The following is a 20,395-nucleotide window of genomic DNA, read 5'->3' as shown; positions in this document are numbered from 1 at the left end:
CCCATGCACAGGCTGTTCGTCGCTCTTCCTCTCCCGACCGCGGTACGGGACCAGCTCGCCGGCCTGCGCGGCGGCCTTGTCGGCGCCAGATGGACGGCGCCCGCCAATCTCCACCTCACATTGCGCTTCATCGGCGAGGTTGAGGGACCGTCGGTTGCCGATGCCGTCGACGCGCTCGACATGATTGATGTCGTGCCGCTGACCCTGTCGCTCAAGGGGCTGGGTCTGTTCGGCCCCAGCCGGCGCCCAGGCACGCTCTGGGCCGGGGTCGAAGGCGGCGCCCCGCTTGCCGATCTGCAACGCCGGGTCGATGCCGCGATCGATGGCGCGGGCCTGCCGCGGGAGCGTCGCCGCTTCACGCCCCACGTTACGGTTGCAAGACTGAAGCAATCACCGGATGATCGGCTCGACCGCTATCTGGCGGCCCATGCCGGTTTCACCACCCCGGATTTCACCGTCGATACCATGCATCTTTACGAAAGCCGCCTCGGCCATGAGGGGCCGGTCTATACCAGTCTCGGCGCCTTCGGTGCCCTGCCCGCCCCGACTTATGGCGAGACATTCGACGAGGACGGTCTGGACGAAGAAGCCGAACTGCCGGTCCTCGCAGCCGTCGACGGCGAGGTGCTGCCGACCTTCGACGAGCGCGGCCGCGGCCGCACCAGCTGGGGCGGCCCGCCGTCTCCGTGGCGGGATGCGGACATCTGGCCGAATGCGGGACGGCGGACACGCAGGCGGTGACCTGTTTCGGAACGGTGACCGTCTTAACCACTTGGATACCATCCCCCGGCTAGTCTTCGCCGAAGGCCGCCGTTCGGCTGGCCTTCGGCAAACCTGCTCCCGGATCGAGACGAGATGGCGCAAGCTGTGGCGAACGGACCCACCGGCACCGATGGACGCACGGCCGATACGGCCACGGGCGGGGGCCTCGACGCACGGCGTCTGATGCGTCAGCACCTGGCAGATCTGGACCGGCGGCTGGCCGAAAAGTCACGACAGGGGCGGATGCAGATTCTGGCCTGGAATGCCTATGGCACCCGGCTGGAGCTGTTGATGGTTTCCACCACCCATATGCACGAGGCGGTCGCCCGCGACCCCTTCCTGCTGGTCGGTCCGCGCAAGTTCAGCTATGCGCGCATGCGCCGGGCCCTGCAGCTTCTGGGGCTCCGGCCGATCGCGATCGAACTGCCGTTCACGCCGGGCACGGATCTGCCGGACGCAGCGGTCGAGGCCGCCGTCCGGCGCTATGGCTGCACCGAAATCCAGTACCGCGGCATCGCCGGTTTCGAAATCCGCGGCCTGTCGAAGCTCGATCCCATGCAGGCGGCACAGGCTGCCGCCGCCCTTTGGGGCCGTGTGGTCCGGGCCCGGCAGCTGCTGACGCGATCGGGCCTGGAGATCGATCTCGCCAGCCTGCAGAGCGGCGACACCCTGCTGCTGTGGAGCCGACAGCAGGGCCACAAGCCGGACATCACCCTCTTTGCCCTGATGATGCTGGTGCTGGCGGATGCCACGCTGGAACGGATGGCCGAAACCGAGGCGAAGGTGGAGGCCGACAGGTCGGAGAAGACGGAGAAGCCCGCAGACGCCCCGCGTGCCGAGCGAGAGGCTGGCGCGGAGGATGGTGAGCCGGAACAGCTGGGCAGCGGACTTGCCGCCGCCTTCCATGTCGGCAGCCAGCTGGAGGTCTTCCCGCCCGAGAACGACCGCCCCGGCACCCAGCCGGTGGTCATGGGCGAAGCCGTGCGCCAGTTGCGCCAGATGCTGGCGGTCGCGACCGACGACCAGCTGCTGATCGGCGATTTCCAGGCGCCGCTGGTCGAAGGGCCGGTGCGTCAGGGCAAGATCTACCGCATGGTCGATACGCCCCGCTTCATCACCCATGCGCAAAGCCTGCTCGACCGGATCGAGGGCGAACGCATGGGCGGGGCCGCGCTCAACCGCCTGGTGACCTACCTCACCGGCGACCGGCTGATCGAAGGCGTCTTCACCATCAAGCGCTACGAGATCGACCGGCCGGACGGACGGCCCTGCGGCTTCTTCAACGCCAAATGCACCCTGCACCGGCTGAATGCCGCCCCGGTCTTTCTGGGCCTGCAGAACGAGCGTATCCGCCGTGCCCCGGGCCGCACCACCACCTATGACAGCCCCCAGCCTCAGCCACAGATGCTGTGGCCCGACGACCCGATGCCCGAGGCCGATGCACCGGCCTGAGATCAGTCGGGAATCAGCACCAGAGAACCGGTAACGCTGCGCGCCTCCAGCCGCGCATGGGCATCGCCCGCGCGTGACAGCGGCAGGACCCCGGCGACGGTGGGCGACAGCAGCCCCTCGACCAGGGCGGTGAACAGCGCAGACGTCGCCTCGCGCAGACGTTCGCGGTCGGCGATATAGGCAAAGACCCCGGGCCGGTCGAGCCCGAGTGCCCGCATCGGCCCCAGCACGCCGACATCCACCGGCGGAATCGGCCCTGCCACCTGGCCGAAGCTGACGATCCGGCCGAAGGGGCGTACCAGCGCCACCAGCTTCGCGAAATCCGGCCCGCCCAGCCCGTCGAAGACGATATGCACACCGGCCCCGCCGGTCAGCTCGGCGGCGGCCCGGCCGGCATCGGCCAGGGCGGTGGCCCCTGTCCCCACCACCACGCGTTCGGCACCGGCTTCCTGCACCGCTTCGGCCTTGCCACGGCTGGCGACACTTGCGATGACCCGCGCGCCCATGGCGGCGGCCCAGCGCACCAGGATGAGCCCGACCCCGCCGCCGGCGCCACGCACCAGCACGACGCGCCCGTCCAGCCTGAGACCAAGGCCGTAGATCATCATATGCACGGCAATGCCGGGAAAGAGCGCTGCGGCCCCCACCTCCCAGGGGATCATATGGGGGAAGCGCACCACCCGCCCCACCGGCAGCACCCGATGGGTCGCATAGGCGCCGAGCGGCGGCCCGGCATGGGCGATGCGATCGCCGGGTGCGAAACGATCCACACCCGGCCCGATCGCCAGCACCTCGCCCACCGAGGCAAGGCCGGGCACGTCCACCCCGCCGCCTTCGAGCGGCAGGGTGCCGTCGCGGTAATAGAGATCCAGATGATTGACGCCGATCGCCCGCGTCGCCATCAGCACCTCTCCCGGTCCCGGCCGCTTCAGCGGCACGGTCGCCGGCGCCAGCACATCGGGGCCGCCCGGATGGGTGACATGCATCACCGTCGCCCGATCGGGCAGATGCGTGGCCGGGCTGCCGGGGGAAAGCGGGGTCGGCGGGGTCGTCATCGGATGCGCACCTTCAGGGACGGGCGTCTGTCACGGAACCGCCCCATAGCACGCCCGCCACGCGCCCGCGTCAAGCCCGCGTCGCGCGTTACGCCTGCCGGGCAAGCCGCCCCGGCGTCACCCCGAAGCGGCGACGGAAGGCCGTGGTGAAGTTGGCGACATCGCCATAGCCGGCATGGAAGGCGGCTTCGGCAATGCTGCACCGGCCGGCGGCGATATCGGCATGGGCATGGTCCAGCCGGCGGCCGCGCAGCCAGCCGGCGATGGAGGTGCCATAGGCGGCGCGGAACAGGCGCTGCATGGTGCTGACGCTCACGCCGCAGTCTGCCGCAATCTCGGCGAGGGTCGGGGCGCTGCCCTCGCGTTCTGACGCGATCGACAGCATCTCCAGCCGCTCGCGCAGCCGGCCTGCACGTTGCAGATCGGCCGGTTTCAGCCCGCTTTCTTCCGCTGTGGCATCTTCGCCGGCGACGGCGGCCAGAATGCCGGCCGCCGTCTCGATCGTATGGGCCTCGGCAACCAGCCGCGCCACCGGTGCCGTCATCGGCTCGGGCGCGATCAGGGCCGCCGCCAGCGCCGCAAGCCGGGCCGATGGCCGCCACGACACCGCGGCCAGATGCCGGCCGCAGAACCGTCCGGCCGCCGTCCCGGGCTCGACGCCCGCGGCCTCCAGCCAGGGCCGTTCCAGGCGAAGGGTCACCTTGCGGACATGGGCGCCGGTGTGGAACTGGCGGCGCAGCAGATCGGGCTCGGCCAGGGCCACGGCAAAGGCCGCCGGGGCATCGGGGGTGGCGACGCAGATCTGGCGACGGCCGCCGAAACTCGCCTCGACCAGCCCGTCGAGCACGATCACCGCAGTGAGCGAGGGCACGATCAGCCGGTCATGGACGCGGTCATCCCGCTCGATACCGTCGGTCGTGTGCACCATCAAGCCCGGCCGCGGATGGGCGACGGTCAGGCCGCCGCCGGCCAAAGCTGCGGGCTCCACCCCCTCCCCCGGCGACATGGCATCATCTCCTTCAGATACGCGATTGCGACTTATTCTCATATATGCCACGCGCTCGTGCAAGCCCCTGCACGGGGCCCATGCCCCCTGACACGGCCGCACAAGATTTCGCCGCGGCTGCACAAGCCAGGACCGTGGCGCATACCGGCGCAAGATCGTAATTGAAACTCATTCGCAATTGGGGCAAAGCAAGCCCTTCCGCCGGAGACCTGTGACCCATGCGCCAGCCCTGCCCGTTCCTCGTTTTGCCCCTGCTCGCCACCGTCGCCACGGGGGCATTGATGGTCAGCCAGGCCCGCGCCGAGGATGCGCAGAGCCTGCCGTCGCTGGAGGTGGAGGACGAGCGGAGCTTCCCGTCGGATCCCGGCCGGACCGAGGGCAGCACCGGCTATGGCTCCGATCGTGTCGCCGTGGGCGGCAAGCAGGTGCGCGACATTCGCGAAGTGCCCCGTTCGATCAGCGTCGCGACCCGCGCGCGGATGGACGACCAGAACATGACCCAGCTTGAAGACGTCGCCCGGCGCACCCCCGGCTTTCTGGCGCTGACCAACGATCCTGGCCGGTCGAGCATCTTCGTGCGTGGCTACGAGATCGACAACGCCCTGGTCGACGGCCTGCCGGCACCGATCTCCAGCATCTACGGCACCCAGCCCGACCTTGCGATCTTCGATCGCGTCGAGCTGCTGCGCGGCCCGTCGGTGCTGTTCGGCGGCACGGGAGAACCCGGCGGCATCGTCAATCTGGTCCGCAAGCGGCCGACCGAGAGCTTCCAGGCCCGGGGCACGCTGGAGGCGGGGTCGTGGAACAATTACCGCGGAGTCGCCGACGTCTCCGGCCCGCTTTCCGCCGACGGCTCGATCCGTGGCCGGGTGGTCGGCGCCTATCAGGACCGGGAGAGCTTCACCGACGTGACCGAAAATCAGGTCGGTGTCGGCTATGCCGCGATCGATGCCGATCTGGACGAGGATACCCTGCTCTCGCTCGGCGCCTGGCGGCAGGAGCGGGAGGCGACCCCGTTCAGCGGCCTGCCGGTTTCCACCACCGGCCGGTCGCTGGGCCTCAGCCGGTCGACCTTTGTCGGTGCCGACTGGAACCGGTTCGAGAACAGCTCCAACGAAGCTTCGGCCAGCCTTACCCATCGCTTCGGTGATGACAGTCGGCTGCAGATCGGCGGCCGGGTGGCCGATCGCAGTGTCGATCTGAAATATGCCTATGGTTCCACCGCAGTCGATCCTGCGATCGGCACCACCAATATCATCGCCATTCAGCGCCACTACGAAGAGCGCGCCTATGCGCTGGACGCAAATTATCTGAAGCCGATCGAAGCTTTCGGGCAGCGCCACGAACTGTTGATCGGCGCCGACTGGCGGCGTTACGTCCAGTCCCTGGACGCCGGTTCCGCGCGCGGCCTGGGTACCGTGAATGTCTACAACCCGTCCCCGGACATCGCCGAGCCCGATATCGCCATCAGCCAGCGCACCCGCACCGAACCCGAACAGTTCGGCATCTATGGCCAGGCCACCATCCGCCCCGTCGAGGACTGGACCGTCCTTCTGGGCGGCCGTCTGGCCTGGGCCGAGACCCGGGTGACCAACCGCAACACCGGATCGGTGTCGAGCGTCAAAGACAGCGCAGAGTTCATCCCCGATGTCGGCATCGTCTACGACCTGACGCCCGACATTGCCCTCTACGCCAATTATTCCGGCATCTTTCAGCAGCAGACCGGCACCAATGCCGCCCTGGAAGCACTCAACCCGCGCACCGGCGAGCAGTATGAACTGGGCGTGAAGGCCAGGCTCGGCGACAGCGGGCTGATCGGCACGTTCGACGTCTTCCGGATGCGCGACAAGGATCGGGCGGTCGCGGTGACCGGCACCACCTATTATGCCGAGGGCGCAGAGGTCGAATCCCGCGGTGTCGAGGCCGAGATCGCCGGTACCATCCTGCCGGGCTGGGAGGTGGAGGCGGGCTATGCCTATACCCGCACCGAGTACCTCAAGAACGCCACCACCGCATCCGGCGGTACCTACAGCACCTATACGCCCAAGCATGTGGTCTCGGCCTTCACCCGCTACACCTTCCAGGACGGGCCGATGGCGGGCGTGCATCTGGGCGGCGGCGTGCGCTGGCTCAGCTCGTTCTACAATGTCGCCGGCAATCTCAAGATCGAAGAAGACGGCTATGTCGTGACCGATCTCCAGGCCGGCTGGGGCTTCGCACCCGGCTATGACGTTACGCTCTCGGTCAACAACATCTTCGACGAAGTCTATTACGACCGGGTCGGCGGTGCGGGGTTGTTCAACTATTACGGCGCGCCACGCAACGTGCTGCTGTCGCTCAAGGCCAGCTTCTGAACGACCAGGAACGCCCCCAAGGAGGCCGTCTCATGCCCCGTTCCGAAGCCCGCGTGGCCACCCGGCTCGGCCAGCGCTACATGACCCTGCTCTGCCGGCATTTCCGCCACAAGGTGCCGGCAGAGGTCACCGGCGACACCGCCCGGGCCGATTTCCCCTGGGGGGCGGTCGCCCGGATGGCCGCGACCCCGGACCATCTGCAGGTGACCTGCACGGCCGGCAGCCCCGCCGACCTTGCCCGCACCCAGGACGTGATCGCCATCCACCTCGCCCGCTTCGCCTTCCGCGACAAGCCCGAGATCATCTGGCAGCCGCTGCCCGACTGATCAGCGCCCGCCTCCGGCGCAGCGGAAGGTGATGTTGATCCGCCGCCGCCCGGTCGCCGGGTGGGACCCGTCGCGCAGCTCTTTCACCCCGTGATGGGCCAGCCGCCAGGCGCCGCCCCAGACCACGACATCGCCATGGACCAGTTCGATATTGGTGACGGGGTCCCTGCGCGACGGCCCGCCGAACTGGAACACCGCCGGCAGGCCGAGCGAGACCGAGACGATCGGCTGGGTGAGATCGCCCTCGTCACGATCCTGATGCATGCCCAGCCGGGCGCCGGGGGTGTAGAGATTGATCAGACAGGCATCGGGCCGGAAGCCGGGGAAACCGGCCGCCGTTGCGGCCCGATCGGCAAGGTGGCCGAAGAGCGCCGGCATCTCCGGCCAGGGGCGGCCACTCTCGGGGTCGACCGGATCGTAGCGATAGCCGCGCCGGTCCGACACCCAGCCGAGCCGGCCGCAATTGGTCATGGCTACCGACATGCGGCGCCCGCCCGGCGTTATCAGATGCCGGAACGGCGCCGCGGCGGTGACCACCTCCACCGCCTGCAGCAGGTCGGCCGCGACCGGCAGCGCGAAACCGTCGAGCAGATGCGCGCCGGGCGCGCTCCGCCGCGGCAGATCGTCGAAGAGCAGACCGTTGGCGGGCATGAGGCCGGTCCCCTCCGTCAGGCCGCGTCGTGGAAGATGATGCCGAGCGTCCGCCGCCGGCCACTCCGCACCCGTGCCACCCCGTGGCGCATGGTGACGCGATAATCGCCGCGCGATCCCCTGACCGGCCGCTGATTGACCGCAAAGACCACCGCATCCCCCTGCCCCAGCGGCACGACATCGGGCCGCGACTGCATGCGCGGGCGCTGCTCGGTCATCACGAATTCGCCCCCGGTGAAGTCATGGCCGGGCGCCGAAAGCAGCACCGCGATCTGCAGCGGGAAGACATGCACGCCATAGAGATCCTGGTGCAGACAGTTATAGTCCCCGGGGCCGTAGTCGAGCAGCAGCGGGGTCGGCCGCCTCTGGCCGGCGGCGTGGCAGCGGGCGATGAAGTCGCGAAGCGTGTCGGGGAACCGGACGTCCAGGCCCATCCGCTGATGCCAGCCATGGGCGATCGGCACCAGATACGGCCAGGCCGTCTCTCTGATGGCCGAAACCAGTTCGGGCAGCGGATGTGCGAAATACTTGTAGCGGCCCTGCCCGAAGCCATGCCGGGCCATGATCACTTCCGACCGGAAACCCTCCTCCCGCTCGTAGAGCCCCGCAAGCGCCGCGCAGCTCCGTTCATCGAGCAGGCCGGGCAGCACTGCCCGGCCGCCTGCATCCAGATCGCCGACGACGGCGCTCCAGTCGGTGGTGTTCAGCCGGGCGATCGGGTCATGCTGCATGGGGGCCTCTCGGTCGGATCAGGTGGGAAAGACGGAACCGGATCATGCGGTTCCGCCCCGTCTCCCGCACCTCGCGGCGGGACGGCAAAGTCAGTTTCCGTCGGCGCGGACCACCCGGATGTTGTTGGTCGACCCCGCCTGCCCGAAGGGGATGCCCGCCACCACCACCACCGGATCGGCGGGCCCGGCCAGTTCCTGCTCCATCACCGTGCGGGTCGCCTTCTCCACCATCTCCTCATAGGAATGGATTTCTTCCGAGAGCACGCTGTGCGCCCCCCAGAGCAGGCAAAGCCGCCGCGAGACCGGCAGGTTCGGGGTCGTCGCCAGGATCTGTGCGGCGGGGCGACGGCGGGCGATGCGGGCCGCAGTCGTGCCGCTGGAGGTGAAGGCCACCAGCGCCGGGGCGCCGAGTGCCACGGCAAGGTCGGCAGCGGCAGCGGCCACCGCATGCGGCGCGCTGGTTTCCTCACGCGGGCCCGAGGCATCGACGATGCTGCGGTAGAATTTGTGCTGCTCGGTGCGGCGGATGATCCGGTCCATCATCTCCACCGCTTCCACCGGATATTGACCGGCGGCCGATTCGGCCGAGAGCATCACCGCATCCGCCCCGTCATAGATCGCCGTCGCGACGTCCGAGGCTTCGGCACGGGTGGGCGTCGGGGCCGCGACCATCGAATCGAGCATCTGCGTCGCCACGATCACCGGCTTGGCGGCGAAGCGGCAGGCGCGCACCAGTTCTTTCTGCCGGCCGGGCACGTCCTCGGGCGGGATCTCCACGCCCAGATCGCCCCGGGCGACCATCACCGCATCGGCGAGTGCGACGATCTCGTCGACATGGTCCAGCGCCGAGGGCTTTTCGACCTTGGCGACGAGCCCTGCCCGATCGCCGATCAGCCCGCGCGCTTCCAGCAGATCACCCGGCCGCTGCACGAAAGAGAGCGCCACCCAGTCCACCCCCAGCTCCAGCCCGAAGGCCAGATCCGCGCGGTCCTTGGGGGTCAGCGGCGACATGTCGAGCACCGTGCCGGGCAGGTTCACGCCCTTGCGGTTGGAGATGACGCCGCCGATCTCGACCTCGGCATCGATATGATCGTCGCCAAGGCCGGTGACCCGCAGCCGGACCCGGCCGTCATCGATCAGCAGATGATGGCCGGGCAGCACCGCCGCAAAGATCTCGGGATGCGGCAAGGGGATCGCCTCCGGTCCGCCCTCGCTGCCGTTCAGCACGAAGCGCAGCGCCTGACCGGGCGTCACCTCGATCCGGCCGTCACGGATGGTGCCGACCCGGATCTTGGGGCCCTGAAGGTCCTGCAGAATGCCGATCGGCCGGTGATGCTTGTCTTCCAGCGCCCGGATGGCGGCATGGACCCGGGCGTGGTCGTCATGGCTGCCATGGCTGAAATTCAGCCGGAAAGTATCCACCCCGGCGCGGAACAGCGCCTCGAGCATGGCCGGGTCCGCACTCGCGGGTCCGACGGTTGCGACGATCTTGGCGCGACGCTTGCGGCGCATGATCACGAACGGCCCCTGGGGCCGCCTCCCTTGTCATGACTGGGGCCGCCGGGGGCGACCATGGGATCGGCAAGCATGGGCTGCGCCGGTCCCGGTTGCAAGTCTCCCGGTGACAACTCTCCCGGTGAGGCGCCGTCGCGTGCGCCCGTCTTCACCCGCCGTGCCGCCAGACGATGATGAAAGGCCGGCGCCGGGCGCCCGGCCGTTTCGGCCATGCCCCGCACCCGCGCTTCCGCCCCGGCGATCAGATCTGGGATCAAGGCGGCTTCGGGCAGGTTCGCCCAGTACTTCACCGGCATTTCCGCGCGCATCGCCCTGGGGTTCAACCGGGCCGGATTGAAGATGCCGGCGTAATAGGTCAGCCACAGCGCCTCGGTCTCGTCGGCCAGATCCGGGCGCGTGGCGGGTTCGGCCGAGACCGTCAGCGTGGCGCCGTCGAAAGCGGCACTGCCGCGCGGCGTCAGGATCATCCAGTCCATATCGGCAAAGCGGCCCCGGAAGAAGGGGGCGGTGCGGGCAACGACGTAGTGATCGGGCTCGAACCAGGCGACGAAGCGCCGCCGGCCGGTCGGGCCCGGCGGCCCCGCCTCGCGGAAGCGCACGAAAGCGGTCATCTTATGGGCATCGCGCCGCACCGCCTTCTCCAGTCGGGCGGCTGCGACGACATCCGGATCGGTGCGCAGCCCAAGCAGCCGCCGGTCCTGCATCAGACGCCAGAGCAGACGGTAGAGCAGTCCGAACCGGACCGGATCGGCATGGCAGATCACCGACCGGGCAAGGCTGAGGAACCCCGCCGGCACACCCGGCGCCGCGGCGCCGGGGGCCGGATCGGGAAGGGGCGGCGGCGGATCGAACAATTGCCCGCCGTCTGCCGGTTCCCAGGCCACCCGTTCGGGCGGCACCCCGGCCATCAGCAGGGCGCGCGCCGCCTGCCGCCATTCCTCGAAATCTCCCCGTCCGGTCAACACGACCCGCATGCGGCTCCTCCCGGTTCAGAACAGCGCCAGCTGCGCCGGCGGCGCCACCAATGCCCGCAGATCCTCGCGATCGATCAGCCTGAGCGGCGTCCAGCCCCGGGCGGTGATGAAAGGCTTCGCCTTGGGCAGCGACACACGCAACCGCCCCAGATCGTCGAGCCCGAGCCGGCGGTGCCGCCGGGCGGAAAGGATCGCGGCCACCGTCTTCACGCCGAAGCCCGGCACCCGGAGCAGCATCTCCCGCGGGGCCCGGTTGACGTCGACCGGGAAGAGCCGGCGATTGGCCAGCGCCCAGGCGAGTTTGGGATCGATCTCCAGATCCAGCATGCCGTCCGGCCGACCGGCGGTGATCTCGCCCGGCGCGAAGCCATAGAAGCGGAACAGCCAGTCCGCCTGATAGAGCCGATGCTCCCGTTCCAGCGGCGGGCGAACCGGCGGCAGCCGGCGCGAGGCTTCAGGGATCGGGCTGAAAGCCGAGTAGTAGACCCGACGCAGCCCATAGGCATCGTAGAGCCCGCCGGCCGTGCCCAGGATCTCGGCGTCGCTGGTCTCACAGGCGCCGACGATCATCTGGGTCGACTGGCCGGCGGGGGCGAAGCGCCGGCGCTTGCGGGTGCGCAGCGTCGGCTCGGCCCCCTCTTCGATCCGGGACCGGATGTCGCCCATGGCCTGACGGATCTCCCGCGGCCGCTTCTCGGGCGCCAGCTCGGCCAGGGCGCGCTCGGTCGGCAGTTCGACATTGATCGACAGCCGGTCGGCGAACAGACCGGCCTCGGCGATCAGCTCCGGCGCGGCATCGGGGATGGTCTTCAGATGGATATAGCCACGAAAGCCGTGAGTGAGCCTCAGTTCGCGCGCCACCCGCACCAGCTCGGCCATCGTGTGATCGGGGGAGCGGATGATGCCCGAGGACAGGAACAGCCCTTCGATGTAATTGCGTCGATAGAATTCGAGCGTCAGCCAGACCACCTCTTCCGGCGTGAACCGCGCCCGGGCGACATTGCTGGACGAGCGGTTGATGCAATAGGCGCAGTCGTAGATGCAGAAATTGGTCAGCAGGATCTTGAGCAGAGAGATGCAGCGCCCGTCCGGCGCATAGGCGTGGCAGATGCCCATGCCGGTGGTGGAGCCGAGCCCGCCGGTCGCCGCGGAATCGCGCCGACCGCCGCCACTCGATGCGCAGGAGGCATCGTATTTGGCGGCGTCGGACAGAATGGCCAGGCGGTCTTTCAGCGACATCTTCATGGATGTTCACTATATGTTCGGAAGACGGCCGGTCAAGGCCCCGCCTCTGCCTCTCCGCTGCGCCGCACCACCTGCTGCCGCCAGGCCTCGGGCGTCTGCGGCTTCACATAGAGGGCCACAACCTGCGGATGGTCTGCGGTGAGCGCCGCTTCCAGACGTTCGATACAGGCCTCGATGGCGGTGGTGGTGGTCGTGTCTTCGAATTCTGCGCTCAGCGCCACCACCACCTGTTCCGGCGCCAGATGGACGGTGACCACGCCGTTCACCGCCCGGACCACCGGATCGGCATGGGCGCGCGCGATGATCGCGGTCTGCAGCGCCGGCGCCGCCCGTTCGCCGATCAGCAGCCCCATGCTTTCGCGCGCCAGGAAGACGGCGGTCGCCGCCAGAACCAGACCGATGCCGATGGAAGCGGCCCCGTCCAGCTCCGGCATGTCGAGCAGATCGGCGGCGAGAATGCCCGCGGCCGCAATGACGATGCCGAGCAGGGCCGCGGTATCTTCCAGCAGCACGGTGAACACCGTCGGGTCCTTGCTGCGCCGGATGGCGGTCAGCCAGCCGAGATCGCCCTTCCGCGCCCGGAACTCCAGCAGCGCGACCCGCCAGGACCAGCCTTCGAACAGGAAGGCCAGCCCCAGTACCACATAGCTCACGGTCAGATTCTCGGCCGGCTCCGGCGCCAGCACATGGCGGATGCCTTCGTAAAGCGACACCCCCGCGCCCAGGGCGAAGACCAGCAGGGCGACCACGAAGCTCCAGAAATAGAGCTCGCGGCCATAGCCCAGCGGGTGGATCTCGTCCGGCGGCCGGGACGAGCGGCTGAGGCCGAGGAGGAGGAGCAGTTCATTGCAGGTATCGACCAGCGAATGCACCCCCTCGCTCAGCATGGCCGAGCTGCCGGTGTAAAAGGCGGCAGCGAACTTCGTCACCGCGATCGCCAGATTGCCGGCGAGTGCCGCATAGATCGTTCGTTTCGTGCCGGCGCTCGCCGTCATTCGCGATCCTCTCAGCCCTGGGGCAGCGCGTAGGCGATCAGTTCATCGCCGATCGGCGTTTCCATGAAGTGATGTCCGCCGGCCATGATCACCAGATACTGGCGGCCATCGATCTCGTAGGTCATCGGCGTCGCCTGGCCGCCGGCCGGCAGCACGTCGGACCACACCGTCTCGCCGGTCTCGATGTCGATGGCCCGGATCAGGTTGTCGGTGGCGGCGGCGATGAAGACCAGCCCGCCCGCGGTCACCACCGCACCGCCGTTATTGGGCGTGCCGATATCGACCGGCAGCATCGAGGGGATGCCGAAGGGGCCGTTGGTACGGGCCTCGCCGAAGGGCCGGTCCCACAGGGTCTCGCCGGTTTCCATGTCGATCGCCCGGATACCGCCATAGGGCGGTTCCTTGCAGAGCAGCAGGGTGACCGGCAGCCGCCAGCCGGCATTGACGTTGATGGCATAAGGGGCGCCCACCTGCGGATCGCCGGCACCTTCCTGGCCGCCGAACTCGCCCCGGTCCTCGCTCCGCGGCGCCCAGCCCAGCCGCTCGGCTTCCTCGCGCGGGACCAGCCGGTTGTGGTTCGGCATGTCGTTGTAATTGGCGATGATCACGCCGCGGCTGGGATCGACGGCGATGCCGCCCCAGTCGGAGCCGCCGTTATAACCGGGATATTCCACCCAATGGGTGTCGGTGGTCGGCGGGGTGTAGAAGCCCTTATAGCTCGCCTGACGGTACCGGATGCGGCAGATCATCTGATCGATCGGCGACATCCCCCACATCTTCGCCTCGGTCAGATCCTCGCGGCGCAGCGTGTGGTAGAGCGAGAAGGGCTGGGTGGCCGACCGCTCGTCGGGTTCGACACCGCCCTGCGGCACCGGCCGTTCCTCGACACCGGTGATCGGCCGACCGGTGCGACGGTCCAGCACATACATGTCGCCCTGCTTGCTGGGCAGGATCAGCGCCGGCACCGGCCCCTCGCCCGTCGGGAAATCGACCAGCGTCGCCTGAGAGCCCAGATCGTAATCCCAGACATCCTTGTGCACGGTCTGGAACGACCAGACGGGACGGCCCGTGTTCACGTCGATCGCGACCAGTGAGGTGGAATAGCGATTCTCCGCCTCTGACCGGTCGCTGCTCCAGTAGTCGACCGCCGAATTGCCCATCGGCAGATAGACCAGACCCAGCTCTTCGTCGCCGGAGGCCGTGGTCCACATATTGGGGGTGCCGCGGGTATAGGTTTCGCCCTCGGGCGGCAGACCGGTGATGTCGGGGCGGGCCATGTCCCACGCCCAGCGCAGCTCGCCGGTGACGGCATCATAGGCCTGGATCACGCCAGAGGGGGCATCCCGCTTCTGACCATCCAGCACCTGATGGCCGGTCACGATCACCCCCTGCACGATCACCGGCGGCGAGGTGATCGACACCATGCCCGGCACCACCGGGCCCATGCCCTGCTTGATGTCGACGGCACCGTTCTCGCCAAAGCCGACGCAGGGTGCGCCGGTGCGGGCATCCACCGCCAGAATGCGACCATCGAGCGTGCCCTCGATGATCCGCGTCGCGCAGATCTCCGCGGCCGGCGCATCGGGCCCCCCGTCACGGTCAGGGACCTCGTAGTAGCTGACGCCGCGGCAGGCCGCCGTATAGGGGATGAAGCGATCCTCGACGCCCGGGTCGTGGCGCCAGCGCTCCTCGCCGCTTTCGGCGTCGAGCGCGATCAGGATGTTCTTGGCGGAACAGAGATAGAGCGTGTCGCCGATCTTGAGCGGGGTGGTCTCGGCACCATAGGACCCCTCGGCCGCCTCGCTCGGCAGATCGCGGGTGTGGTAGACCCAGGCCCGTTCCAGCCCGTCGACATTGGCAGGTGTGATCTGGTCCAGCGGCGACCACCGGCGGGCGGAATAGGTGCCGCCATAGGCCGGCCAGTCGGCCCCGGTATCCCGCAGAGAGGGATCGGTCATTTCCATCCGGCCCGGGGGCGGCAGATTGGCCAGCTGACGCTCCGGCGCATTCTGGACCACGACGACACCGACCAGAACCGCCGCGACGATCAGCACCACCACACCGGCCACCGCCCCGCTTGCATGCAGACGGACCGGACGGAGCATCGGCGTCAGGGCGACAGCGATCAGCAGCAGCACCAGCGGCCCGACCAGCCGCGGCACCAGCGCCCATCCGTCCATCCCGACTTCCCAGAAGGCCCAGAGGAGCGTGGCGACGAAGACCGTCGCATAGACCCAGAAGCCGGACCAGCGTCGCATGGCCATAAGCCCGCCGGAAATGATCAGCCCAAGCCCTGCCGGCAGGTAATAGGCCGAGCCGCCGAGCGCCAGCAGCCAGCCGCCGCCGATGGCGAGCACCAGGCCGATCAGCACCAGGACGGCGGCCAGGATCCACAGCGCCCAGGGACGACGCCTCCGTTCGGGGACGGGAACGGTTTCGTCGGACATGTCTCTGCTCTCCCGTGATGCTTGCTGCGCGCACCATGCGTACGCATTTCCGCAACGCCGGGATGGCGCCAGACGTTCCCGAAAAGCTTGACTGTCTTATGCTCATTCTGACTATATTTGACCGCCCGGCCGTGCCGGGATTTTTCACCCCCTGGAAATGCTCAACTTGAGCATTAATGCCTTCCCCGGGGGATGCTTCGGGAGATCGAGCCGATGACCGCCTTTCAGCCCGCCGTGCCGATGCCGGCCCCGCTCCGCCATCTGATGCCCGAGATCGAATGGGCCGTGCATGCCGAAGAGGTGGCGCAGATCCGCAGGCTCAAGCGCGAGCGTGATGCCGTGATCCTGGCCCACAACTATCAGACGCCCGAGATCTTTCACGGCGTCGCCGATATCGTCGGCGACAGCCTGGCCCTGGCGCGTGAGGCGGTGGCGACCGATGCCGCGGTGATCGTGCTGGCCGGGGTGCATTTCATGGCCGAGACCGCCAAGATCCTCAACCCGGACCGCCGGGTGCTGATCCCCGACGACATGGCCGGCTGTTCGCTGGCCGAGTCGATCACCGCCGCCGATGTGGCGGCACTCAGGGCCCGGCATCCGGGCGTGCCGGTGGTGACCTATGTGAACACCTCCGCCGAGGTGAAGGCGGCCTCCGATATCTGCTGCACCTCGGGCAATGCGCTGAAGGTGGTCGAAAGCCTGGGCGTGCCCGAGGTGATCATGATCCCCGACGGCTATCTGGCGCGAAACATCGCGGCGCGGACCCGGGTCAGGATCATCACCTGGGATGGCGCCTGCGAGGTTCATGAACGCTTCACCCCTCAGGACATCCGCCGGATGCGCGCGGAACATGCCGGCGTCACCGTGGTCGCCCATCCCGAATGCCCGCCCGAGGTGGTCGCCGAAGCGGATTTCGCGGGCTCGACCGCCGAGATGATCGACTTCGTCGCACTCAGGCGCCCGCCGCGCGTCGCCCTGATCACCGAATGCTCGATGAGCGACAACGTCGCCGCCGGCTTCCCCGACATTTCGTTCGTGAAGCCCTGCAACATGTGCCCGCATATGAAGCGCATCACCCTTCCCGGCATCCGGCGCGCGCTGGAAACCATGAGCCACGAGGTCACGGTGCCCGACGATATCGCCCGGGATGCGCGCCGGGCGGTGGAACGCATGCTCAGTATCCGGTGACGGCCATGTTCACGCCTCTCGACCCACCGACCGAAACACTGACGACCGGCGTGGTCGTGGTCGGCGCCGGTGCCGCCGGTCTCGCCACGGCGCTCAATCTCGCCCCCTGCCAGGTGGTGGTTCTGGCGCATGGACCTGCAGCCACCGGCTGGGCCCAGGGCGGCATAGCCGCCGCCACCGGACCGGACGACAGCCCGGCCCTTCATGCCGCCGATACCGCGGCCGCCGGCGCAGGTCTGGTCGATCCCCTGGTCGCGGCCCTGGTGACGGCGGCCGGACCCGGCTGCATCGACTGGCTGCAAAGCGCGGGTGTGACCTTCGACCCCGGTACCGATGGCCGTCCGGCCCGCGGTCTGGAAGCCGCCCACGGCCGGGCGCGGATCCTTCATGCCGGGGGCGATGCGACCGGCCGGGCGATCCTTGCCGCGCTCACCGCCCGGGCGGCCGCAGCACCCCACATCCGCCGGCTCGACAATGCCGAAGCCACGGCCCTGCTGACCGATGCCCGGGGCCGGATCGCCGGCATCATCGTCGATCTGGCCGGCCGCCGGCTGATGATCCGTACCCCGGCCATCGTGCTCGCCACCGGCGGCATCGGCGGGCTCTACGCCCAAAGCACCAATCCACCCGGCGCCACTGGCCGCGGCCTCGCCCTCGCCGCCCGGATCGGCGCCCGGCTTCGCGACCTGGAATTCGTGCAGTTCCACCCGACCGCCATGGATCTCGGCGGCGATCCCATGCCGCTCGCCTCGGAAGCGATCCGCGGCGCCGGGGCGGTGCTGATCGATGGCGCCGGACGACCGGTCATGGCCGGCATCCCCGGTGGCGACCTCGCCCCTCGCGATGTCGTCGCCCGGCAGGTCGCCGCCACCATCGACGCGGGCGATCGGGTGTTCCTGGATGCCCGCACCGCGATCGGCCCCAGCTTCGCCGCGCGCTTCCCGACCGCCGCCGCGGCCTGCAGGAAGGCGGGGATCGATCCCGCATCGCAGCCGATCCCGGTTGCGCCGGCTGCGCATTACCATATGGGTGGCATTGCGGTGGATCTCGCCGGCCGCACCGGCATTCCCGGCCTCTGGGCCGCGGGCGAAGTGGCCGCGACGGGGCTGCACGGCGCCAACCGTCTGGCGTCGAACTCGCTGCTCGAAGCCCTGGTCTGCGGCGGCTGGGTGGCTCGCGACATTCTTTCCACCTCCCCCGATGCCCGCGCTCCGGTCATCCGGCCGGCCCTTCGCACCGGCCGGGCCGGAACCGGCGAGGGCGCGGTCGCGATCGGGCGCCTGCGTACCGCAATGTCCCGTCAGGCCGGCGTGCTGCGCGATGCCGCAGGGCTCGACCACCTGATCGGTCTTGCAGCCGCCATCGAGGCCGACCCGCAGCTGCCGGCGGCGATTGCCGACCGCGCCCTGGTCTGCCGTCTGATCGCGGAAGCCGCCCGTGACCGCCCCGACAGCGTCGGCGCCCATCAGCGCGCAGACACCACCCCCCTCGCCCTCCGGGAGCGCCGCCATGTCCCTGCCTGACCTCTCTCCTCTTCCCGACATCCTGGTGGAGCCGATCCTGCGCGCAGCCCTGACCGAGGATCTGGGCCGTGCCGGCGACATCACCTCGGCCGCCGTGATCCCCGCCAAGGCCCGCATGGCGGCGGTGATGGCCGCACGTCAGCCCGGGGTGATGGCGGGCGGCACCGTCGCGGCCCTCGCCTTCCATCTGCTCGACCCCGGGGTGGAGACGCGGATCATCATCCCCGACGGCGCCGCAGTGGCCCCCGGCGACGTGGTGATGACGATCGAGGGGCCTGCCCGCTCGGTGCTGGGGGCGGAGCGGGTGGCGCTCAACCTCGCCTGCCGGCTGGCCGGCATCGCCACCGCCACCGCCGGCCTGGTTGCCGCCGCAGCCCCCCATCGGGCCCGGATCACCTGCACCCGCAAGACCACGCCCGGCCTCCGCGCGCTCGAGAAATACGCCGTGCGGGCCGGCGGCGGTGCCAATCATCGCTTCGGTCTGGATGACGCGGTGCTGATCAAGGACAACCACATCGCGGTCGCAGGCGGTGCCGGCATCGCCATCCGTCGCGCCCGCGCCCATGTCGGCCATCTGGTGAAGATCGAGGTCGAAATCGACCGCCTGGATCAGCTGGACGAGGTCCTGGAAGCGGGCGCCGATGCGGTCCTGCTCGACAACATGACGCCGGCAGAACTTGCCGAGGCCGTGGCCCGCATCGGCGGGCGTGCGATCACCGAAGCCTCGGGCCGGATCACCCGCGAGACGGTCGGCGCCGTCGCAGCCAGTGGCGTCGACCTGATCTCGGCCGGCTGGCTCACCCATAGCGCGCCGATCCTGGATCTCGGCCTCGACATGCCATGAACGTGCCGCACGCCTGATACGCGCATCTCATCCACCGCTTTAAACGTTCTTTCAGGAATGGAGGATGATAGTCTGGGTCGCTTCATACTCTGCGGGACGGGCGACACGTGACTGAAGACGGCGAGGCCGGCGGCTCTTCCAGCCGCATCGCGACATTGCTGCTGAATGCGACGGGTGACGATCTGGCGACGATCCTGGATCTGATCGCCGCGCCGGCTTTCGTGGTCGATCCCGCGGAGGACGGCTTCATCTTTCGTGCGAACAATGCGGCCCATGCGCATGCCACCGGCCTGAGCTTTCGCGAAAAGGCGGGGCTGCGCATGGACGAGTTCCTGCCCGACGACGTCGCCGCCCAGGTCTGCCGCAATTACGCAGTCTGCGTGACCGAACGGGTGCCGCTGACCTACGAGGAATGCCTTGAACTGCCGGCCGGGCGACGCTGGTGGCGCACCACGCTGATTCCGCTCAGCGGCCCGGACGGCATGGTCAGGCGGGTCATCGGCACCGGCAACGACATCACCGTCATCCATCAGTTGAGCGAACGCGCCCATGCCCTGGTCGTGGAACAGGAAGCGCTGCGCCGGCGCCTGACCCGGACGTTGAAGACCGCCGTCGACGCGCTCGCCACGGCCGTGGAGACGCGGGATCCCTATACCGCCGGCCATCAGCGCCAGGTCGCGGAGCTGTCGGAAGCGATCGCCGCCGCCTTCGATCTGGACGACGAAGCCCGCGAGATGATCCGGCTCGGTGCCGTCCTCCATGATGTCGGCAAGCTGGGGGTGCCCACCGAACTGCTCGTCAAGCCCGGGCGGTTGCGGCAGGAGGAATACGCCCTGATCCGCGCCCATGCCCGCATCGGCATCGAGATGATGGACGGGATCGATCTGCCTGAAATCGTCCGGACCATCGTAACCGATCACCATGAAAGGCTGGACGGCAGCGGCTATCCACGCGGGCTGACCGACCGCCAGATCGCCCTGCCGGTGCGGATCGTCATGGTGGCGGATGTCATCGACGCCATGCTGACCGACCGCCCCTATCGACGCCATCTGGACCTTGCGGCGGTGACCGAGGAACTCTCCCGCCATGGCGGCAAGGCCTATGATCAGGAAGTGGCGGCCGTCGCCCTGTCTCTGATCCGCGGCGACCTGCCCGGCTTCACGCTTCCGGAAAGCTGGCACCTGCATCGGGCGCCCCGAACGCTCTGAGGTGGGCGGAGAGGCGGTTCAGTCTTGCAGATTGCGGCGGAACACTGTCCCATCATGCGCCGGCATCCGCCGGCCCGGTATCGGGTAGTGCATGGCTCATAGAAGGCCGCTCCCTGAAC

At 68.9% G+C, this 20,395-nt stretch carries 17 protein-coding genes; 8 read left to right on the top strand and 9 right to left on the bottom strand.

The features are described from left to right. Positions 1-3: 3 nt before the first annotated feature. Complete coding sequence (thpR, locus tag WI697_RS08415) at positions 4-741, top strand: RNA 2',3'-cyclic phosphodiesterase (RefSeq protein WP_062765292.1); 738 nt, start codon at positions 4-6, stop codon at positions 739-741. A gap of 114 nt (positions 742-855) precedes the next feature. Next, entirely contained in the window at positions 856-2,214 is a 1,359-nt protein-coding gene (locus WI697_RS08410) for a hypothetical protein (RefSeq protein ID WP_345958146.1), read from the top strand. A 2-nt stretch (positions 2,215-2,216) separates the two neighbouring features. On the opposite strand, the gene WI697_RS08405 is transcribed toward WI697_RS08410, so the two are convergent. After that, complete coding sequence (locus tag WI697_RS08405; protein ID WP_345958145.1) at positions 2,217-3,269, bottom strand: zinc-binding dehydrogenase; 1,053 nt, start codon at positions 3,267-3,269, stop codon at positions 2,217-2,219. 88 nt (positions 3,270-3,357) lie between these two features. Further along, the gene (locus WI697_RS08400) at positions 3,358-4,275 is read right to left on the bottom strand and encodes a helix-turn-helix transcriptional regulator (protein ID WP_345958144.1); all 918 of its coding nucleotides are present in this window, start codon (positions 4,273-4,275) and stop codon (positions 3,358-3,360) included. Between the two features lie 218 nt (positions 4,276-4,493). Between WI697_RS08400 and WI697_RS08395 the strand changes: the two genes are divergently transcribed. After that, positions 4,494-6,629 carry a TonB-dependent siderophore receptor gene (locus tag WI697_RS08395; RefSeq protein ID WP_345958143.1) on the top strand — a complete coding sequence of 712 codons (2,136 nt, stop codon included), beginning with the start codon at positions 4,494-4,496 and terminating at the stop codon, positions 6,627-6,629. Positions 6,630-6,661: 32 nt separating this feature from the next. Beyond that, entirely contained in the window at positions 6,662-6,955 is a 294-nt protein-coding gene (locus WI697_RS08390) for a DUF2218 domain-containing protein (RefSeq protein ID WP_062765307.1), read from the top strand. Here WI697_RS08390 and alkB read toward each other — a convergent pair whose 3' ends face one another. From alkB to WI697_RS08355, 7 genes are all read right to left on the bottom strand, one after another. Beyond that, positions 6,956-7,606 (bottom strand): DNA oxidative demethylase AlkB, encoded by a 651-nt coding sequence (gene alkB, locus WI697_RS08385; protein WP_345958142.1) that lies wholly within the window; start codon positions 7,604-7,606, stop codon positions 6,956-6,958. A 17-nt stretch (positions 7,607-7,623) separates the two neighbouring features. Next, entirely contained in the window at positions 7,624-8,337 is a 714-nt protein-coding gene (locus WI697_RS08380) for a 2OG-Fe(II) oxygenase (protein ID WP_345958141.1), read from the bottom strand. 90 nt (positions 8,338-8,427) lie between these two features. Further along, entirely contained in the window at positions 8,428-9,849 is a 1,422-nt protein-coding gene (pyk, locus tag WI697_RS08375; RefSeq protein WP_041604894.1) for a pyruvate kinase, read from the bottom strand. Between the two features lie 2 nt (positions 9,850-9,851). Next, positions 9,852-10,826: a TIGR03915 family putative DNA repair protein gene (locus tag WI697_RS08370; protein WP_385999858.1), complete on the bottom strand. Its 975-nt coding sequence runs from the start codon at positions 10,824-10,826 to the stop codon at positions 9,852-9,854. A gap of 15 nt (positions 10,827-10,841) precedes the next feature. Then, positions 10,842-12,071 (bottom strand): putative DNA modification/repair radical SAM protein, encoded by a 1,230-nt coding sequence (locus tag WI697_RS08365; protein WP_345958140.1) that lies wholly within the window; start codon positions 12,069-12,071, stop codon positions 10,842-10,844. Between the two features lie 32 nt (positions 12,072-12,103). Further along, a complete protein-coding gene (locus WI697_RS08360; RefSeq protein ID WP_062765320.1) occupies positions 12,104-13,066 on the bottom strand; it encodes a cation diffusion facilitator family transporter in 963 nt (320 codons plus the stop codon). Positions 13,067-13,077: 11 nt separating this feature from the next. Then, positions 13,078-15,513, bottom strand: coding sequence for a membrane-bound PQQ-dependent dehydrogenase, glucose/quinate/shikimate family (locus WI697_RS08355; RefSeq protein ID WP_345958139.1), 2,436 nt, complete (start codon positions 15,511-15,513; stop codon positions 13,078-13,080). A 213-nt stretch (positions 15,514-15,726) separates the two neighbouring features. On the opposite strand from WI697_RS08355, the gene nadA reads away from it, so the two are divergent. The 4 genes from nadA (at position 15,727) to WI697_RS08335 (ending at position 20,276) form a co-directional block, all read left to right on the top strand. Continuing rightward, the gene (nadA, locus tag WI697_RS08350) at positions 15,727-16,701 is read left to right on the top strand and encodes a quinolinate synthase NadA (protein ID WP_345958138.1); all 975 of its coding nucleotides are present in this window, start codon (positions 15,727-15,729) and stop codon (positions 16,699-16,701) included. 5 nt (positions 16,702-16,706) lie between these two features. Next, positions 16,707-18,224: an L-aspartate oxidase gene (locus WI697_RS08345; protein ID WP_345958137.1), complete on the top strand. Its 1,518-nt coding sequence runs from the start codon at positions 16,707-16,709 to the stop codon at positions 18,222-18,224. Continuing rightward, positions 18,211-19,068 carry a carboxylating nicotinate-nucleotide diphosphorylase gene (gene nadC, locus WI697_RS08340; protein ID WP_062765330.1) on the top strand — a complete coding sequence of 286 codons (858 nt, stop codon included), beginning with the start codon at positions 18,211-18,213 and terminating at the stop codon, positions 19,066-19,068. Before WI697_RS08345 ends, nadC begins: the two co-directional genes overlap by 14 nt. Positions 19,069-19,175: 107 nt before the next feature. Next, positions 19,176-20,276, top strand: a complete 1,101-nt coding sequence (locus WI697_RS08335; protein ID WP_345958136.1) for an HD domain-containing phosphohydrolase — start codon at positions 19,176-19,178, stop codon at positions 20,274-20,276. Positions 20,277-20,395 lie beyond the last annotated feature (119 nt).

The sequence above is a fragment of the Tistrella mobilis genome, assembly GCF_039634785.1.
GTDB classification, from domain to species: Bacteria; Pseudomonadota; Alphaproteobacteria; order Tistrellales; family Tistrellaceae; genus Tistrella; species Tistrella mobilis.
This window is presented reverse-complemented; position numbering and strand designations above follow the sequence as displayed.

Bases quoted from the DNA above. Each gene is read 5' to 3' on its own strand.
- WI697_RS08345 (WP_345958137.1), top strand. From the start codon at position 16,707: ATGTTCACGCCTCTCGACCCACCGACCGAAACACTGACGACCGGCGTG.
- thpR (WP_062765292.1), top strand. From the start codon at position 4: ATGCACAGGCTGTTCGTCGCTCTTCCTCTCCCGACCGCGGTACGGGAC.
- WI697_RS08365 (WP_345958140.1), bottom strand. From the start codon at position 12,071: ATGAAGATGTCGCTGAAAGACCGCCTGGCCATTCTGTCCGACGCCGCC.
- WI697_RS08360 (WP_062765320.1), bottom strand. From the start codon at position 13,066: ATGACGGCGAGCGCCGGCACGAAACGAACGATCTATGCGGCACTCGCC.
- WI697_RS08410 (WP_345958146.1), top strand. From the start codon at position 856: ATGGCGCAAGCTGTGGCGAACGGACCCACCGGCACCGATGGACGCACG.
- WI697_RS08390 (WP_062765307.1), top strand. From the start codon at position 6,662: ATGCCCCGTTCCGAAGCCCGCGTGGCCACCCGGCTCGGCCAGCGCTAC.
- WI697_RS08380 (WP_345958141.1), bottom strand. From the start codon at position 8,337: ATGCAGCATGACCCGATCGCCCGGCTGAACACCACCGACTGGAGCGCC.
- nadA (WP_345958138.1), top strand. From the start codon at position 15,727: ATGACCGCCTTTCAGCCCGCCGTGCCGATGCCGGCCCCGCTCCGCCAT.
- WI697_RS08400 (WP_345958144.1), bottom strand. From the start codon at position 4,275: ATGTCGCCGGGGGAGGGGGTGGAGCCCGCAGCTTTGGCCGGCGGCGGC.
- WI697_RS08370 (WP_385999858.1), bottom strand. From the start codon at position 10,826: ATGCGGGTCGTGTTGACCGGACGGGGAGATTTCGAGGAATGGCGGCAG.
- WI697_RS08405 (WP_345958145.1), bottom strand. From the start codon at position 3,269: ATGACGACCCCGCCGACCCCGCTTTCCCCCGGCAGCCCGGCCACGCAT.
- alkB (WP_345958142.1), bottom strand. From the start codon at position 7,606: ATGCCCGCCAACGGTCTGCTCTTCGACGATCTGCCGCGGCGGAGCGCG.
- pyk (WP_041604894.1), bottom strand. From the start codon at position 9,849: ATGCGCCGCAAGCGTCGCGCCAAGATCGTCGCAACCGTCGGACCCGCG.
- WI697_RS08355 (WP_345958139.1), bottom strand. From the start codon at position 15,513: ATGTCCGACGAAACCGTTCCCGTCCCCGAACGGAGGCGTCGTCCCTGG.
- nadC (WP_062765330.1), top strand. From the start codon at position 18,211: ATGTCCCTGCCTGACCTCTCTCCTCTTCCCGACATCCTGGTGGAGCCG.
- WI697_RS08395 (WP_345958143.1), top strand. From the start codon at position 4,494: ATGCGCCAGCCCTGCCCGTTCCTCGTTTTGCCCCTGCTCGCCACCGTC.